Source organism: Paenibacillus sp. AK121, from assembly GCF_019042715.1.
GTDB classification, from domain to species: domain Bacteria; phylum Bacillota; class Bacilli; order Paenibacillales; family Paenibacillaceae; genus Paenibacillus; species Paenibacillus polymyxa_C.
Map to the genome: position 1 here is coordinate 27514 of NZ_JAHPJM010000018.1, position 18613 is coordinate 46126.

Genomic DNA, 18613 nt, shown 5'->3' on the forward strand with positions numbered 1-18613 from the left:
ATAATAGTAATATCTTGAAAAATAGGTCTTTTTGCTTAACATTTTTCTTCATTTTCATTTCCAGTTTCATTTTCAAACCATGGAGTTATGGAGTGTAGAGGCGATTACACACACCGTTATGAGTGGGCTTGGATTTTCTTTTTTGCCTTATATTACAGTTAAAGAAACGTAAATAGAGGAAAACTTAAATTGTAAATCATTCCAAAAAGCTCGATCCTATATACTCCCATACGCTGATTAAAAAGAAAAAGTGGCTATCTCCAACAGTGAAAGCTTTCTCTGAACTTGTTATAAATCGATCCGTAAAACGGATAACGAGATCGAAAATTCAAGATGACCACTTGTTGGATAACTGGTATTATTGCCCTCTAGGAGCGCCAATTATAATTGTGAAAAACTAGCGTAATTAAGTTGTCTTTTTTCTTTTAATGCTTCATAGTGGATCTCTTTCAATGTATCTTTTATTTAATATACTGACCCGCCTCCTGTAGAAATCTGATTACTGAGTTGTTTATTCTTCATATTAATTTGTTCTCATAGATTACTTGATTGGAACCAAAATATATCAGTCCTGAAAGTATCTTTACGTATCAAGGATTGTAATGCAACTTATTAGCTGTACTTTCTCGCTTTCAACATTACAAAAATTGACATTTACAATGAAAATAAGTAGTATAAATAGAAAGATTTGTACAAAAAATAGTCCTTTCCTCATTCCCCTCTATTCAAATTCTTGATCCTACCTATCTTATTTTAAGGAGTGAAAATGCTATGCGCGCACGAACGTTAAAAGCGAATACAAGGAATGTAATCGGTAGCTATTACAAATGGATCGCAGCTGGTATGATTGTAACTCTCACGGGATGCTCGTTTGCATCCGCCGCTCCTTCACCCTCACTCTCATCCTCAAGTAAAACTAGTGAACCTACCTCCTCCCTGGTTACATTTCAATTGCAAGAGGCTACGATTGCTCAGATGCAGGACGCGATGAAGTCAGGAGCACTATCGAGTGTCGAGCTCACAGCCATGTACCTTAACCGGGTATATGCCTATGATTCTAGTGGCATTCGGCTGAATTCCATCCCTGTTCTGAATCCTGACGTACTAAAAGAAGCCGCTCAGGCTGATCAGCAAAGGGCTCAGGGGATTAATACCGGGCCTCTGCAAGGCATCCCCTACACGGTTAAAGACAGTTACAAGGTTAAGGGACTCACTGTTGCTTCTGGATCTCCGGCTTTCAAAAACCTGATGGCAAAAGATGATGCCTTTACAGTAGAGAAGATACGAAAGTCCGGTGGGGTGCTCATTGGTAAAACCAATATGCCGCCAATGGCAGCCGGTGGAATGCAAAGAGGCGTTTATGGTCGTGCCGAAAGTCCGTACAATCCAGATTATTTGGCTGCAGCCTGGTACTCTGGCTCCTCTAACGGATCTGGCGTGTCAACAGCCGCCAACCTCGCTGCCTTCGGTATGGGGGAAGAAACGGTATCCTCTGGAAGATCACCAGCTTCGAACAATGGTTTAATTGCCTACACCCCATCGCGGGGCCTAATCTCCATTCGGGGGAATTGGCCGCTCTTCCCTATACGGGATGTCGTTGTTCCACATACGAGAACTATCGAGGACATGCTCCGCCTGCTTGACGTGATTGTTGTTGAGGATAAGATCACCAAGGGCGATTTTTGGCGAGAACAGAAAGCCGTTCGGCTCCCTTCTGTCAACAGTGTCCGTCCCAATTCCTATCTGGAGTTGCGAGATACGCAGGCTTTGAAAGGCAAACGCATCGGTGTTCCGAAAATCTATATCGGTAAGGACTCTGAAACCACAACTCCGATTAAATTCAGACCTTCAATACAGGCATTATGGGAAAAAGCTGTAAAGGATTTAACTGCTCTTGGAGCTGAAGTTGTGGAAGTTGACTTCCCCTTGCAAGTGAACAGCGAGAAGGACCGACCAACAGCGAAAACACCTGAAGAACGCGGTTTGATGCCGGCAAAGTGGGCTGAAAAGGAATTCGGACTGCTTAATCCTTATGTAGCCGAGGAATTCCTTAAAAGTGTGGGCGATCCGAATTTCCCGTCATGGGCTAATATCGACCCTGCAACCGTCTTTCCAAATCCGCCCGGTTCAGTTGATGCCAAACGTGGCAGAGACCTTGGTCACTATGACGTATTCATTGACACCATAAAGAAAGGCGTCACCCCTTACGAACAAATTCCTCAGTTTCAAGAAGGGCTACGGGGGCTTGAAAATGTACGAAAGATTGATTTTGAAAATTGGATGAAGCAAAACAACCTTGATTTTATAGTTTTCCCGGCCAATTCGAATATCGGCAAAGCGGACTCCGATGTGAATGAAACATCCTATGAGGAGGCTTGGGAGAATGGCAACTATTTCTCCAATACGAATTTCCTTCTACGCGAGTACGGAATCCCGAGTGTGTCTGTGAGTATGGGTGCTATGAAAGATACCGGTATGCCCGTCAACCTGACGATGGCAGGTGCCGCATATAGCGATAACGACCTGCTTCGATACGCTTATTCCTATGAGCAAGCAACCAAAAACCGTCCTATTGCAACACGCACGCCAGCGCTTGAGGATGAAACCTTTTCCTATAACCCACAAACTGCTCTCCCACCCTCTAAACGCAAGGAAACAGAAGCTCCTGCACTTAAGTTGAATGCTTCGCTCAAGGGTGATATTCTCGCTTTGAAAGGTTCAGTCACAGATCAAAGTGAAATCGCTCAGCTCAAAGTTTATGTCAATGGCATGCGTGTCGCTATTACAGAAGATAAAGCTAATTGGTCAGCAACACTTCCAACTACGATATACAAACAGAGTGGTGCCTCCCAAGCCGATACACTGCATATTCTTGTGCTGGCGAAGGATATTTACGGAAATACCTCTGCTCAAATCAAATCTGTCACATTACCCCAATAACGAAGGACATCATAGAACATAAATTAACAAACTCCCTAGCTGCTTTCCCAGTATAGGGAGTTTGTCTTCAAATCCCATCATTGTTTAGCCTACAAGCTTTAGTCCAAATCATGAGTATGAAAATTACAAAAATAGCAACCAAAGTCCCTCCCCACTCTAACCATCCACTGGCATGTTTCAGCCCGATAACCCATACAACTTCAAATAATGCCGCAATTACAACAGATAACCATGTCTTGTTCATTTTGTACTTCCTCCTTTTTGATAACGCTGCAAATGTAATATGGATCAAAGCAGCAATTAAAAAAAGCCTGAGATCATACTGCATACAGCAGTTTTTCTCCCAGGCTTTTATCCCTCCGTGACACAGTACAACGACTGTGAGTTTTCTCTCGGACCAGCCGATATGACATCGCGGAACCCTAGAAAACATTTTTAAATTCAATTATAGTATCATTGATTTGGTCATTATGAAATCAATTTGTTCTTCATCCCCCATATAAAAAGAGTGTGCACCCGTTTGAACAAACCCCATTTTCTTATAAAAAGCAATGGCATTTTCATTTTTTTCCCATACCCCGAGCCAGACCTTCTTTTTATTATGTCCCAGTGCAATTTCCATAGCTTTATTTAACAGATATTTACCAAGCCCATGTTTTTGAAATTTGTTTTTGATATAAATCCTCTCAACTTCGAGTGACTCATCACCCATTTTTTCGGATTGGGCATCATTTATATTTACTTTTAAAAATCCAGCAAGTTCTTCATTAAAATAAACGAAAAAGAATTCTGAAGAGACATTGGACAATTCCTTCTCTAACTGTTTCGAGTTAAATGCTCTTTCCAGATAGGCTTGCATATTTTCAGGTGAATTTTGTTCTTTAAAAGTATCGTTGAATGTTTCAATGCTTATTTCTTGGAGTGTTTGTAAATCTGCACGGCTGCATTTGATAATTTTCGCATTCATTATAAATTTATGCTCCTTCATATAAATCAATTAGTAATTTCTTTTGTTCCCTTTTTTCACAAATTCCCATTCATCGCTTATATTTTTTCTTACTCTTTGAAGTAGATTAAAAATGGTGTTTACTTCACTTTCCGAAAATCCCGCTAAGGCAACATTATCCGAATAATCATGTTCTCTTTTTATGAAAGGATAGACATTGTTCCCCTTTTCTGTTGGAAAGAGTTTATTAATTTTTTTGTTATGCTGATCCTCTTTCTTTTCAATAAACCCATTCATTACAAGTTTTTGGATAGCACGAGATGCGGTTGTTCGATCTACTTTTATCATCTCAGCTAACTTTTCTTGAATGATTCCTGGGTTTTCACATATTCGTACAAGGTATAAATACTGTCCTTTTGTAAGGTCATATTCTTTAAATTCAATATTACTTATCGAATCTAATGCTCTGGCTATCATCCCAATTTCACGAAGTACTTCCTTCATAATGAACTCCTTTGCCCCTATTTTGTTGCAAATGCAATAAACATAGTATATATTTAATCTACCCTAATTTTGTTGCATTTGCAATATAAAATTATATTAAAGAGGTCGAGTAAAGTGAAATATGTTTTTTTTGTAATAGGTATTTTTATATTATCCCTTGGTATTTCTTTCACTATACAATCAGACCTTGGGACATCACCTTTTGATGCACTTTTGGTAGGACTATCCACAAATGTGGGGCTTACTGTAGGAAGTTGGGAAATCATAATGGCTTTGATTTTGATCTGTTGTAATTCACTTTTAAATAGACAAAGACCAGAAGTTTTGGGGTTGTTAACAGCATTTATAACGGGGATTGGTATTGATATGTGGCTTTTTTTATTGCAGGATGTGTTAACGCCTGAACTATGGTACAGCAAAGTTGTTTGTTTTGGAATTGGTTTAATTGTTGTTGGATTAGGAACTGCAACATATTTACAGACAAACTTTGCGCCCATTCCAGTTGACCGATTAACAATAATCGTACAGGAATTAACTAGAACAAATCTATTTTTTTCAAGAACATTCATTTACCTCATATTCTTGGTCATAGCGTTCATTTTAAATGGACCCATTGGCATCGGAACTTTGTTAACTGTTGGTCTAGGGGGGCTAATACTCAATTATTTCATGCCCCTCACTGGAAAAGTATTAGATCGCACCTTAACACACTCTGGTACATCACCAAATCATGATAAAGACAAAAAGCATTCAACTAACCTGATCTGAAGGCGTAATATCATTACATTAATTTCGAAACAGAATCTTTATTTTCAATTTTAAGTTTCTCTAGAAGAATTGGTACAGTTATTTGTCTCTTAATTGGTACTTTAATTGTGTCTTATTCATTTTTATAATGTGTTTATATTTTGAAGGTCAATTCATAAAGGAGTGTAACTTTATGTTCCACGGATTATCTGCTTTTCCACTCACACCGGTTAATGAGACAGGCATTGACGAAAAAGCATTTGTGACGCTGATTCAACGATTAGTTGCAGCTGGTGTAGACTCAATTGGTACATTAGGATCAACTGGAAATTATGCATATCTTAATCGAGAAGAACGTTTACGTGTTCTTCAACTTGCTGTCCACTCAGCCGAGGGGATTCCCGTGATGACAAGTATAAGTGCGATTCGTACCTTAGAAGTACTTCGATTAGCGGAAGATGCACAAAGAGCAGGAGCAAGTGCAGTGCTGCTAGCCCCCATCTCCTATCAAGCACTAACGAATGAAGAAGTATTTTCACTTTATGAACAGGTAACCAGTTCACTCTCCATTCCACTTTGTGTCTATGATAATCCGGGTACCTCCCATTTTCATTTCAGTGATGAATTGCACGGCCGAATTGCTGAGTTACCTAATATTGGTTCGATTAAGATTCCCGGAGTACCTACTGATCCCGAAGCAGCCAAGACACGCATCAAAAAACTACGAGGGTCGATTCCTCCCCATGTAACTATAGGAGTAAGTGGAGATTCATTTGCAGTCACCGGCTTGAATGCAGGTTGTGAAGCATGGTTCTCAGTTCTTGGCGGATTGTTCCCACAAGCGTGTCTAAATATGACCCGATTGGCGCAGGACGGTTTTGCTGACGAAGCAGAACGACTCTCGGCACTACTTGAACCTATTTGGACGTTATTTCATCAATATGGTAGCCTTCGTGTTGTTTCAGCAGCAGCAGAAATAAGTGGTTTGATCTCAAGTCCCAGTCTTCCTTTACCCTTACAACCATTGAATCCATCAGCTAGAGAATACTTGAAACTCATATTAAACAATCTTCAGGAATGAATTGTTTCTTTTACTATTATCGAAAAAAGAGCGGAATCTCAACATGTATCTAAATTCCGCTCTTTCAGCATGGAGGCGCTACTTTAACTTAGGGCTGTTTTCTTATCGAATCCGTCCAGAGTGCATCCACAGGCGGTAATTCGTTCCCTTTTGTCATATATATCCGGTCGACTCTGAGTTGCGACTTTCGAGCTAAGATCGAAAACAGATGATCACCACGGGTCAATTGCAAATCAGACAGTAAACACCAATAGTACACTTGAGCTGTGTTATACGTATGCAGTGTGCCCTGGCCCAGTTGTTCGGATAAAGGTCTTACTACGCCGTCCAACGATAAGTAGCATGAATCGGATTGGCCGTTATGATGTCGAACCAAAATCCAAATATGGTAATCACCTGAATTCGTGATGTTTATTTTGTAATGCATCCCTGGAGCAATCTCCGGGTTCTCCCACTGCCTTCCAGGCTCAGAGACATGCATGGCGAAACCTGCTCTTCCATTGGTTTCGGCCTGTACGTGGCTCCAATCAATAGCATTATCGTCTTTACTGGACGTGAGATACGCATTTTTAGAGTTTTCCAATGCATATTCGGCTTCGATCGCAACGATCCCGTTTGATTCGATAAACATACCCGCACCAAATTCTTTTATAATATCCTTTGTACCGTCAGCATCACAGATGTCCACATAGCGTTTGTCCCCCAACATGGTCTGCGGAACATCAAAACATTTCAAGAAGATCTCATCGATGGTAGCGTAAAAATCTCTTGTGGCATAAAGAACGACGGGGAGAGGTACTTCATGCTCTCCAGTTTCGTAAAATTGATTACATAATTGTTCGATTTCATTCCAATTCACAGTAGGACTTTCCAGACCGTGATCGGTAACCAACCTATGATAATGCTGACTGGCAATCGGTCCTAAATTGCACGTTTTTTGCTCATTCGTATATATCACTAACTTGTTAATCGTGACATAAGGATCTACCATATAAATTCTTAAGACATGTATACCGGAAGCTAGGTAGGGCAGCTCCACTCTTATCTTCTCACCGTTATTAAAAACGGATTCCTGCCAGGTGCCCAGCCACTCGTCACGAGTCTCTGATTCTACCAGAATAGGTGCTGTATCATCAACTCCGATACCGAAACGAATGTTGCCTGTCGAATTTAAAGTAAGAAAACGGTGAATCTCTAAGGTAAACTGCCCAGCCTCTTTCAAAAAAATATCGTATCCTAAATATGGATGATTCTTAAGCTCTCCTCCAAGGGGTCGTAGTTCACCGTTCCAGGCCATCATCGCGGCTCCCTCATATCTTCCCATCCCCGGTATGACCACCCAACCAGACTTATCGGTCGAATCTGCACCGGGAACATTATGGTCGTAGGAGGCTGCTGGGATAGACACATATCCGTCTGCCTCTATATGTCCGTAAAACGTTTCAGGAACATTTACACCTTCCTCAACTTGCACCTTTATTGGAACAGAAGTCATATCTTTATGGTTTCGGACGGTCAGTTGTCCAGTCTTTCCAGCATGCTGATGCGAATCGATGACCGAGACAAGAATTCTTTTCTCCGTTTGGATCAATCCTTCACTTTCGGAAAGAATGATCCAATCTTCGCCTTCCATTACCTCAATCGTGAATGGAATAGTCCCGTTCCCCTGGTTTCCAATCTCAAACCATTTTTGTTTTTGACCATGGATGGAAAAGCGCAGTGTGGTTTCTTCATTCCAAAGGTCGATTCTCATGCCACCCTGAGCAATTTTCAATGCGGGCTTTCGCGCAGGATACAAGGCGGTAGGCGGTGGTGGAAAGCTTTCCGGTGTGAGGACTCCATTCCACTTGCCTTCACTCATTTTTGCATTATAGAAATGAAGCATTCTTCGTTTGTAGTCCGCCATTTTTATCGAAAGCTCCACATATTGGTCAGCAGCCTGCATGTTTCCGCGCTCGTAAGAAAGCGTACTTCTGTCGGCAAAATAAAACTCATGGTTGGTATAATATGACGCGTGAATTTTCATGAGAAACATCTGGAAAAATGCAGCCCGCTCCTGGACCGGAAGGCTGTACATTATGGCATTGCCTCGACGAAAAATATCCTCCAGCCGCATTAATCTACGCCCTGCTTCATCACCTAATACAGTTTGTGAAAACACATTGGATTGCATATGTTCGATCTTTCGTACGTTAGTGATCTGTGCAAATGTCTCATATAATTCCGCAACTTCAGGTCCGTGGTTGCCGGAAAAATTGGCGTTTATCCAAGATTCAACGAATTGGGATGCATTCTTGGTCATTTCTTCCTCTTTGCCGGCTTCCCAGCCAGATCGCAAAAAGAATTCCATATCCTGTTCAAGGGGCTTCAACCCGCCAACATTCAGAATCCACAATTTTCGAATTCCCGATTCATACGATTTTTTCAATTCATTTTCTGTATGGGCCAATGGAATTGAATTGATAAAGAGATAGCTCATCCCCGTTCCTGGAGCTGCCCAGTAAGAGTTGTGATAATACAAACCGTTGCCTCCACTGCGTTGACGTTCCTTCTCATTCGGGTATCGGCGCATATGCCCAAAGTTATCGTTTGCCCAAATAAGAGTCACACCTTCAGGTATATCAAGACCTCGGTCATATAGCTCTAGTACTTCTTTGTACGGGATAAATGTCTGTAATGAAGCATTTTCTTTTGATTCGCCGATCACGCCCTTTAGAATTTGCTTTTGATCCTGTATGACCTTTCCTAGCAGAGAACACTTGGCTTCTGCCCGTTCTTCCTTAGTCATGGAATTGTCCTCATCAATGGCCTGCGTATAAAATCCCGAATCATGGATTCCACGCATGCCAACCGTATAACACACTTCGTAATTTTTATTCTTCTCGACACTTTCCCGCCAATATTCCTGTAGAATCTCGCGATTTCGGCCTTCGATGGAATAATCGTATGAGGCGTCGTCATAACCCTTGGCTGTGAGCCATGGCTCCCATTCATTCTGGTTGCTGCGAAGCAACATATCGCAATGCGACGTGCCTACAACAATCCCCATTTTTTCAGCGAGTGCTCCATTTTCGGGATTCTCATTAAAATAATTCACATGCATGGCAGGCCAGATGAAATTGGCCTTCAGTCGAAGTAAAAGTTCGAAAATAGATTGATACGCGGCAGGCCCGATGGTGCCATCTTGCGTATGAATCTTGGCCCAGTCATCAAGCTCTTCCTCATCATTCAGGAAAATTCCCCGGTACTGAACCGCTGGCCAATCTGCTTTGGAGTAGTCCAAAGGCAAACAAAGTACATCGTAGGTTTTCACCGGTACATCCGCCCAGTAATACCACGGAGACACACCCATTGCCTCGCACAAGTCATAGATTCCGAAGATGGTACCGCGCCTGTCGGTTCCTATGATATATAAGACACCGTCAATGACTTCCTGAAGAAACGCTTCCCACCGATATGAGCCATCCTCCAGCGCTAGTTTTTTCAGCGATACTCCTTTTTCTTGCAGATAAGCGAGTAACGGCTCATTGTCTGTGATCGTGCCGATCACGATGCTGCTTTGATCCATTTCTTTTGCTCGCACTAGCTTACAACCGCAAACCCAATCAATATCTTGCATAAGATTGCAAAAGGCAAGATGCACCGCGCTGTTTTCCATTTCGGAAACAAAAGCAGGCACCGTGTGATTTCTTTTCAACAGTTCAAATTTATTCTGGGTTCCTTGGTGTGATTTCAAGTGTCTAACCTCCTCATGTGGTCCATTCGGAAGAAAATCTGGTAGCTAAACTATACCTGAATACCAAGCAATAATCTTTTAATATGTTGCCGAATTATCGATTTGTTATATTATATTGCTATAGGATGGAGGTTAGCGATGATTGCTGATGTAAGTCATATGCATCCCCTATTTTCAATCGAGTATGTCGTCCATGATGCAGACCACAACATGACCAATTTTCATTATCACGATGCATATGAACTTTATTTTCTAGAAAAAGGGTACCATTAGATTTTGATCCAGGACTCCATCTATGACATTGAGCTGCATGATGTTGCACTGTTCAAACCAAATTTGTTCCATAGAAGCTACCAAAATCAAGGCTGTGCCAGAACATGTGTCTATTTCACGGAGCGTTTCTTGCGATTATATTTTACGGAGCGGGCGATAAAATCTTTATTAGGCTGCTTTGATACAGAAATCATCATCTCTTTGAACCAAGAAGTGGTTGCGAAAGTGAAAAGGCTATTGAAATCCCTGGAGAAAGAAAACGTCTCGGGTGAGAGTGATCGTATTTTTATACTTTTAGCTGAACTGTTATCACTATTAAATAATAATAAGGATTCCCAAACCGTGGAGCAGCAGTCTTCCAAGTATGCTAACTTTGGACCTATTCTGTCGTACATCAACCAAAACTATAACAAAATCACTAAAATCGAAGATATTGCAAAGTCGTTTTACATGTCCAAATATTATTTGTGTCATCGTTTTAAAGAAGTCACGGGGCTTACGGTTATTCAATATTTAAATAATATTAAGATTCAACATGCTTGCAACTTGCTGATCAATACAAAGTTAACGATACTCGAGATTGGTAACGAATGTGGCTTCAACTCGTCCATGTATTTTTGTAAGATCTTTAAACAAACGATATTCATGACACCTAGCGAATTTAGAAAGAAAGCTAGATAAGATCATCTGTTATCGTTTTAGACTAAAATTCATGACAGCTTGTGGGACGCGTATAAGCGTAATACGGGCTTATCTTCCACCGAAAAGAGGAATGTAAATTGACTAGTCTTCCCCTGCATCCGGCTTTGTCCGGAAAAACAGTTGTGGTAACCGGCGGTTCCGGCGTGTTGTGCAGCTCCATGGCCAAGGAGCTTGCCCGCCAGGGTGCCAAGGTCGCCATTTTGAACCGTACTGCTGATAAGGGCGAATTGATAGCAAAGGAAATTTGTGAAAGCGGCGGAGAATCCATCGCGGTTGCCTGCGATGTGACCGATGTCGAAAGCGTGAAGCAGGCTGAGGAGAGGGTCCGCCTCCTGCTCGGTCCGTGCGATATTCTAATCAATGGAGCAGGCGGCAACCACCCCAGTGCGAATACGAGTCTGGAGACGTTTCATCCTGAAGATCTGAACCAGCCTGGAATCACTACCTTTTTCGATCTCAGTGTGCCTGGCTTCCGCAATGTACTTGATTTAAATTTTATCGGGACTTTAATCCCAACACAGATTTTTTCCAAAAGCATGATCGGGCGACCCGGCGCTGTGGTCCTTAACATATCCTCCATGAGCGCTCCCAGCCCGATGACCAAGGTTCCCGCCTACAGCGCTGCCAAAGCCGCCATTAACAACTTCACCCAGTGGCTGGCCGTACATCTAGCCGAATCCGGCATTCGGGTGAATGCCATTGCCCCCGGATTTTTCCTGACAGAGCAGAACCGACAATTGCTCACCAACGAGGACGGCTCGCTTACCGAGCGCTCGGCCAAGATTATTGCCCACACCCCAATGCGCCGTTTCGGTGAACCTGAAGACCTCCTCGGAACGCTACTTTGGCTGGTCGATGAAACCGCTTCCGGTTTTGTGACAGGTGCAGTCATTCCTATCGATGGTGGTTTCATGGCCTATTCGGGGGTATAGAATCTTCATTTTCCAGCCCTTGCTCTTCTATTTTACAATTGCGAAGCGGCAAGGGGCTTAGTGTGTCAACAACGCCCTATCTTGTATACAAGATCTCGAATTCCTATGAAAATCCTTCAATTCCAACCACCACTTGACGGCAAACAACTAAACTCATAAGCAAAAAATGAATAACACACACCAGCATTATTTCTTGATATAGTCAGCGAACTGCCGGAGAAATTCGAGAGAATGTATATCCTTTCTGAGATGATGGTGAACCAGATCATCCATTTTGCTCGTTTCCTGATTCAACATATATTCAAGCATGGTTTGGTGCTCATGCCAGATTTCCATCAGCTTCCCTGCTTGCAGCATATGCAGCTTGCGATATCTGATATAATGAACATTTGATTGCTGAATTAGCTGCCAAAGAAATTCTCGGCCTACCAATTGGAACATAGTTTGGTGGAACTGATCGTCCAAAATGAGAAATTGATCCGTAGCATGATCTTCATCAATGACAGCCCTCTGTCTGTCCAGAATTTCGCTCAGCTTCTGTATATCGCTTAATGCAAATTGCGTAGAAAGCTCCTTCATAATCTCTTTTTCCACTGCGCTTCTCAGGTAGCTCATTTGTTCTACGGACTCCAGATCGATATAAGAGACAACGTTCCCCTTTTTGGGATAAATATCAATATAAGATTCTAGTGCAAGCTGCTTCAATACATCGCGCAGCGGAGTTCTGGACAACTGGAAGCGTTCTGACAAGGTCGTCTCGCTGAGCAGAGTACCAGGCTTTAAGATCATCGACAAAATATCATTTTTCAAAAGCTGCTTGATTTCTTCCTTTGTAAACATATCATTCCTGCCTTCACTTTATAAATCTAGACTTATTATAAAACATTTTGATGTGTTGAACCCCTCTAAAATTGTCATTGACAAGGGCAAACTTTGTACTTTATGATCAAACCGATCTTGTATACAAGATTTCCAATAAAATCAGGGAGGGTATCTTTATGAACATGACCTGGAGATGGTATGGAGAAGGCAACGACAATATTACACTGGATCATATCCGGCAAATTCCGGGAGTTATGGGTATTGTCTGGTCTTTACATGATAAGGTAGCGGGTGAAGTATGGGAAATGGAACGAATTGAGAAGGTAGCTGAGCAGATCACAAGCAAGGGCTTTAGTACGGCGGTCGTAGAAAGTGTAAATGTCCACGATGATATCAAAATCGGCCTCCCATCCCGCGATCAATACATTGACATTTATATTGACACCATTCGCAAATTAGCCAAGGTGGGAGTCAAGGTGATTTGCTATAACTTTATGCCTATCTTTGACTGGACCAGAACAGAGTTGTATAAAGAACTACCTGATGGATCTAACGCTCTGTTTTATGAAAAGGCTGCCATTACCGATAATCCCCGCCAAATGGTGGATCGGATTCTCAAGGGAGCAGGGAAGTTCACGATGCCAGGCTGGGAACCGGAGCGGTTGGCGAGACTGGATGAACTATTTGCTGCTTATGCGGAAGTCACTGAAGACAAGCTGTTTGACAATCTAAAGTATTTTCTTGAGCGCATTATCCCCGTCTGCGAGGAGGTTGACATCAAGATGGCCATTCATCCTGATGATCCGGCATGGCCCATCTTCGGGTTACCGAGAATTGTTCGGAGTCGTGAGACCATCCGGCGTATCCTGGATGCAGTGAACAGTCCATATAATGGTCTAACCTTCTGCACAGGCTCACTGGGGACTAATCTTGAGAATGATTTGCCGGCTATGATTCGGGAATTTCATGATCGTATTCATTTTGCGCATATCCGTAATGTTAAGGTGTTCGAAAATGGCGACTTTATTGAAGTGTCACACCGTGGAAAGGACGGAAGCGTCAATGTACCGGAAGTAGTTAGAGCTTATCACGAGAACGGCTATCAGGGATATGTGCGCCCAGACCATGGCAGACATCTATGGGGAGAAGAAAAGAATTGTCGGCCAGGCTACGGTTTGTATGACCGTGCACTGGGAGTTATGTACTTGCTGGGTGTCTGGGATAGTCTGGCTCAAAACAACAAGGGAGTGAAATAGATGCTCCAGCTTAACCGGAAAAGCCTTTTAGACAGGACGGCCTGGGAAGCAGCAGGTATTGAACTGCCAAAATATGATTTGGAGCTTGTAGCCCATAATACCCGAGTTAGACCGCAATGGGTGCATTTCGGCGCAGGCAATATTTTTCGGGGGTTCGTAGCCAATGCACAGCAGCAGCTGCTGAATAGTTTGAAAGCGGATACAGGTATAATTGCGGCCGAAGCCTTTGATTTTGAAATGATCGACAAAACTTATAAGCCTTACGACAATCTAACCTTACTGGTGTTGATGAGTGCAGACGGAAAATTTCACAAAAGTATGATCGCAAGCGTCGTTGAGAGCCTCGTAGCAGAAAAGAATCGTCCGGACGACTACCTCCGTCTGATTGAAATATTTGAAAATCCGACTCTGCAGATGGCCAGCTTTACTGTCACGGAAAAAGGATACGTCCTCACCGGGCCCGACGGTAAGTATCTGGCTGTTGTAGAGAGGGATTTAGCGAATGGTCCTGAACAGCCGGTGCATGTGATGAGCATAGCTACTTCGCTTGTCTATCAGCGTTATCTGAAGGGGCAGCTTCCAATGACCTTTGTAAGCATGGATAATTGCTCCCATAACGGCGATCTGTTAATGGATAGTATGATTACTATCGCCAAGGAGTGGAATCACAGAGGTCTAGTTGAGAAAGGGTTTGTAGACTATCTGCAGAATGAGGAGAAAATAACCTTCCCGCTGACTATGATTGATAAAATCACCCCCCGCCCTTCCTTACAGGTACAGTCTGCTCTTCGGGAGCTGGGGTTGGTCGACATGGAGATGATCGTTACCACCAGGCATACGTATACGGCCCCCTTTGTCAATGCTGAGGTTAGCGAGTATTTGGTCATTGAAGACAAGTTTACAAACGGGAGACCTGCCCTGGAGGAAGCTGGCATCATCTTCACGGATCGGGATACGGTGGACAAAGTGGAGAAGATGAAAGTGACTACCTGTCTCAATCCGCTACATACAGCGCTGGCCCTCTCCGGGTGTCTACTAGGGTATCAACTCATTGCAGATGAAATGAAGGATCACACCTTGCGTCGTCTGGTGGAAACCATCGGCTACAAGGAAGGCTTGCCTGTTGTGGTTGATCCCGGAATTATCCAACCGAAAGCATTCATTGACGAGGTATTGCAGGAACGCTTCGCCAATCCCTATATTCCGGATGCACCACAGCGGATTGCAACAGATACATCTCAAAAGATGAGCATCCGTTTTGGGGAAACCATAAAGTCTTATGTTAGCACAGCAGGTCTTGATCCTGCCAACTTGACTGCTATTCCCTTGACCATTGCGATTTGGTGTCGCTATTTGCTGGGACTGGATGATCAAGGAGCTCCCTTCACACTCAGTCCGGACCCGTTACTGGATACATTACAGGGATATTTACAGAATACGAAGCTAGGCGATCAGACCTCCGAAATTCGCTACCTCCTTGAGGATGAAAAACTGTTCGGCGTCCGATTATATGAGATTGGTCTGGGCGACAAGATTGAAGCCATGTTTCATGAAATGCTGGCAAGTCCCGGAGCAGTCCGAAGTACGATAGAGAAGTATGTGAATTAGAACTTATATTAAAGCAATCCCCCTGCTACGAAACTTTGGTCAGGGGGATTTGTAATTCTCATAACGACCGCAACTTTTCCTCCCAAACGCATGAAAGATCCCTCCAATGTTTTTAATCAACCGTTCATTTGAAGGATGGACCAACTTCTAAATCAAAGTCAATTGTACGAAAGTATATAGTGCCTTCAAGATAAAACTGATGTGTATCACGTTGATAAGGAGCATGACGCATATTATTAAGAGTCTATCGATTTATTTTTACAATTTCTGTGGAATTGTATATATACTTTTCCAGAGTAATGGTATATTCTAGTAAAAACAATGCTCATATAAAAAAATATGACCTTATGGAGGGACAGGCCTTGAAGAGACTTTTCGCTTTAAGTTGTGCTTTCTATCTGTTAATCGGTGTCACCAGCGTTGTGCTGGGGGCATTACTGCCGACTTTGCTGCCTCACTATGGACGGGGGTACAGCGATGGTGGATTGCTGCTGTTCTTGCAGTTTTTCGGCTTTCTTGTCGGCGTTCTGCTCACTCCCTTCATGGCTCTACATATGGGCCGCAAGTCCATGCTTGCTATTGCCTTGGGGAGTATTGTCATCGCATGTACTATCTTGGGTGTACTGCCCTCATGGAATTGGGTCATCGTAATGGCAATCTGCATTGGCTTCGGCTCAGGCATTATTGAATCATCCATCGGAGCGTTTACAATTGAGTTTACGGAGGAGCAAAAAGCCGTGGCCATGTCCAAGCTGGATGTCTATTTTGCACTTGGTGCACTGCTTATGCCTGCCATCGTTAGCCTATATATCTGGTTTGGAATATGGAATCTAACTTTTTACACCATCTCCTTTCTTACTTTTATCCTGTTGCTATTTTGGCTTACCATGCCTGTTTCCGCCTCCACTCACCTCACACAAGCAGACATCCGCACTACTGAGCGTTCAGTTGAACAAGCTCGTTACTCAGGACAGCACCGTGTATTGCTAGGAATCTTCATTATTTTCTTCTTTGTTTATATGGGTCTTGAACTGGGGCTCATGAACTTCCTACCTTCTATTCTGACAGAAACGCTACAACTTCAGGGATCTGTTGCCTCGCTAGGTGTCAGCGTGCTTTGGATTGCAATGATCATTGGTCGTATGTTCTCAGGAAAGATTGCAGAATCAGCAGGATATATTCCTTATCTGTTATGGAGTGCAATTGGAACTTTCTGTTTTCTGGTTGCCATGGTGTTTATATCCAGCCAATGGGCTACATACCTTCTCATTTTTGGTGCAGGCATATTCATGTCTGGCCTCTTCTGTATCGCGCTTGTCTACGCCAACGTAATGATTCCAGGAATGACCGAACGGACGACCAGCATTCTGATTGCGTCAGGCGGAATTGGCGGATCGGTGCTTCAATATGTTATAGGCTGGAGCATGAGCGAATGGCCGGTGGCGGCTAGCCTCTGGATTTTAGGAGGGTTTACTCTGATTTTGCTGCTGGCACTTATTCTCACGCATCTGTGGAACAATCGGGGTAGCCGAGTAGTTGATTCACTTGCCCATCAGAGCAAGGAAGGATGACATCGCTTAGTTCTTAGGGGAGGTGAGGCCTATCGCATTTTTGCTTTTCGGGCTGATTCTGTTACTGCGGTTATCTCTCATATCTGTGAAATCGCAGAAGCACCAGATTGTGCTCCCTTGCCCATGAGGGCAAGGAAGATAAACTTCTTATTTTGGGGAGGTGAGTTCAGCCGCGTGATGCTTTAATAGGGTGGTACACTTTTATAAGATGACTTAATAAGAATGTATATTCTGATATGGAGGGGAAATATCGTGCATACGTTAACCAAAGAACGTTTCAGATATGGTAAAGGCATTACTCTGATTGACGATTCGGGCAAGGAGTATTTGGATGGCGTATCCGGCACCTTCAACTTGTCGCTCGGTTATAACCACCCTCATGTCGTCGCAAAAGTACAGGAGCAGGTCGGCAATCTTGCTCACATGTCTTCGTCTTTTACAGAGCCTTATGTCGAAGAAGTCCTAGATCATCTAATCCAGTACGCCCCGAACGGTATCGACGCTGGGTGGATGAGAGATATTACAGGCTCCACAGCGAACGAATGTGCTGTGAAACTGGCCCAGAAATATACCGGAGCTACTGATATCATCAGCTTGCATCTGTCACATCATGGACAAACCCAATTCGCAACAGGCATTTCCGGCAATGCCTTCCGCCGGAAAAACTTCCCTAACTCAACTGCAGCAAACTCTCTGCATGTGCCTGCCCCCTACTGCTATCGCTGTCCCTTTAATTCTTCACCAGACAAGTGTGGTCATCATTGTATTGACGCCATATCAGACGCCATTGAGTATGCAAGCTCTGGGTCTGTGGCCTGCATGATTATCGAACCCATTCTGGGCAACGGAGGTAATATCATCCCGCCTCCAGGATATTTCAAGCGTCTCCGTCAGCTATGCGACGAGCACGGAATGATTCTGATTGCTGACGAAGTGCAGACCGGAATTGGGCGGACAGGTTACATGTTCGCAAGTGAGCTGTTTGACATCCAACCGGATATCATTACACTCGCCAAAGGTCTGGGTGGCATCGGTGTCCCGGTTGCAGCGGTCTTGATGCAGTCTCGTCTTGATGTCCTGGAGAAGCACGAGCATTCCTTTACCTCGGGCAGCAATCTGATCTCGGTCACGGCAGCCAAATCCACGCTGGAGGTTGTAACCGAACCCGGTTTTCTGGAAGCCGTCCGGTCCAAAGGAGACCTGCTTGGATCCCTGCTGACGGAGATGGCCGACAAGCATGATTGCATTGGTGAGGCTCGTGGCGTCGGACTAATGTGGGGACTGGAAATTGTAGATGAGGACGATGCCCCGAATGCAGTGAAAAGCAATGGAATTATCGATCGTGCATTTGAGGAACAGCAATTAATTCTCAGAGGTTCCCGTTACGGTTATGGCAATGTGGTCAAAGTGAGACCTTCTCTCACGGCTACAGAAGATGAGATTGTCGAAATTGTTAAACGGCTTGATGCCGTTCTTTCTACTCTTCACTAACGAT

At 43.4% G+C, this 18613-nt stretch carries 13 protein-coding genes, 2 pseudogenes and 1 riboswitch; of the genes and pseudogenes, 10 read left to right on the forward strand and 5 right to left on the reverse strand.

The window, feature by feature from the left end; all coding sequences use genetic code 11:
- Positions 1-67 precede the first annotated feature (67 nt).
- Positions 68-296 (forward strand): annotated as a pseudogene (locus tag KSP24_RS25395) (LysR substrate-binding domain-containing protein); the annotation flags it as partial.
- A gap of 475 nt (positions 297-771) precedes the next feature.
- Complete coding sequence (locus tag KSP24_RS22955) at positions 772-2940, forward strand: amidase (protein ID WP_216976854.1); 2169 nt, start codon at positions 772-774, stop codon at positions 2938-2940.
- 106 nt (positions 2941-3046) lie between these two features.
- Here KSP24_RS22955 and KSP24_RS22960 read toward each other — a convergent pair.
- The 3 genes and pseudogenes from KSP24_RS22960 to KSP24_RS22970 form a co-directional block, all read right to left on the reverse strand.
- A pseudogene (locus tag KSP24_RS22960) lies at positions 3047-3184 on the reverse strand (QacE family quaternary ammonium compound efflux SMR transporter); the annotation flags it as partial.
- Between the two features lie 94 nt (positions 3185-3278).
- Positions 3279-3377, reverse strand: a riboswitch (guanidine-I (ykkC/yxkD leader).
- 8 nt (positions 3378-3385) lie between these two features.
- Positions 3386-3907 carry a spermidine/spermine N(1)-acetyltransferase gene (paiA, locus tag KSP24_RS22965; RefSeq protein WP_102163756.1) on the reverse strand — a complete coding sequence of 174 codons (522 nt, stop codon included), beginning with the start codon at positions 3905-3907 and terminating at the stop codon, positions 3386-3388.
- A gap of 30 nt (positions 3908-3937) precedes the next feature.
- Positions 3938-4390, reverse strand: coding sequence for a MarR family winged helix-turn-helix transcriptional regulator (locus KSP24_RS22970; protein ID WP_216976856.1), 453 nt, complete (start codon positions 4388-4390; stop codon positions 3938-3940).
- Positions 4391-4504: 114 nt separating this feature from the next.
- Here KSP24_RS22970 and KSP24_RS22975 point away from each other — a divergent pair, with 114 nt between their 5' ends.
- On the forward strand, positions 4505-5158 hold the full coding sequence (locus KSP24_RS22975; protein WP_129549270.1) for a YczE/YyaS/YitT family protein: 654 nt from the start codon (positions 4505-4507) through the stop codon (positions 5156-5158).
- 172 nt (positions 5159-5330) lie between these two features.
- Positions 5331-6218 (forward strand): dihydrodipicolinate synthase family protein, encoded by an 888-nt coding sequence (locus KSP24_RS22980; protein ID WP_216976858.1) that lies wholly within the window; start codon positions 5331-5333, stop codon positions 6216-6218.
- An 88-nt stretch (positions 6219-6306) separates the two neighbouring features.
- Here KSP24_RS22980 and KSP24_RS22985 read toward each other — a convergent pair whose 3' ends face one another.
- On the reverse strand, positions 6307-9954 hold the full coding sequence (locus KSP24_RS22985; RefSeq protein WP_216976860.1) for a glycosyl hydrolase 115 family protein: 3648 nt from the start codon (positions 9952-9954) through the stop codon (positions 6307-6309).
- A gap of 276 nt (positions 9955-10230) precedes the next feature.
- On the opposite strand from KSP24_RS22985, the gene KSP24_RS22990 reads away from it, so the two are divergent.
- Positions 10231-10908 (forward strand): helix-turn-helix transcriptional regulator, encoded by a 678-nt coding sequence (locus KSP24_RS22990; RefSeq protein ID WP_254207957.1) that lies wholly within the window; start codon positions 10231-10233, stop codon positions 10906-10908.
- A gap of 98 nt (positions 10909-11006) precedes the next feature.
- Positions 11007-11861, forward strand: coding sequence for an SDR family oxidoreductase (locus KSP24_RS22995; RefSeq protein ID WP_129549267.1), 855 nt, complete (start codon positions 11007-11009; stop codon positions 11859-11861).
- Between the two features lie 186 nt (positions 11862-12047).
- Here the strand turns inward: KSP24_RS22995 and KSP24_RS23000 are convergent, their stop codons facing one another.
- A complete protein-coding gene (locus KSP24_RS23000) occupies positions 12048-12701 on the reverse strand; it encodes a GntR family transcriptional regulator (protein ID WP_013371163.1) in 654 nt (217 codons plus the stop codon).
- Positions 12702-12859: 158 nt separating this feature from the next.
- On the opposite strand from KSP24_RS23000, the gene uxuA reads away from it, so the two are divergent.
- The 4 genes from uxuA to KSP24_RS23020 all read left to right on the forward strand — a co-directional run bounded on the left by uxuA (position 12860) and on the right by KSP24_RS23020 (position 18609).
- Positions 12860-13939, forward strand: a complete 1080-nt coding sequence (gene uxuA / locus KSP24_RS23005) for a mannonate dehydratase (protein WP_025678345.1) — start codon at positions 12860-12862, stop codon at positions 13937-13939.
- Positions 13940-15547 (forward strand): mannitol dehydrogenase family protein, encoded by a 1608-nt coding sequence (locus KSP24_RS23010; RefSeq protein WP_216976862.1) that lies wholly within the window; start codon positions 13940-13942, stop codon positions 15545-15547.
- A 362-nt stretch (positions 15548-15909) separates the two neighbouring features.
- Entirely contained in the window at positions 15910-17118 is a 1209-nt protein-coding gene (locus KSP24_RS23015; protein WP_216976864.1) for an MFS transporter, read from the forward strand.
- Between the two features lie 222 nt (positions 17119-17340).
- A complete protein-coding gene (locus KSP24_RS23020; protein WP_254207958.1) occupies positions 17341-18609 on the forward strand; it encodes an aspartate aminotransferase family protein in 1269 nt (422 codons plus the stop codon).
- Positions 18610-18613 lie beyond the last annotated feature (4 nt).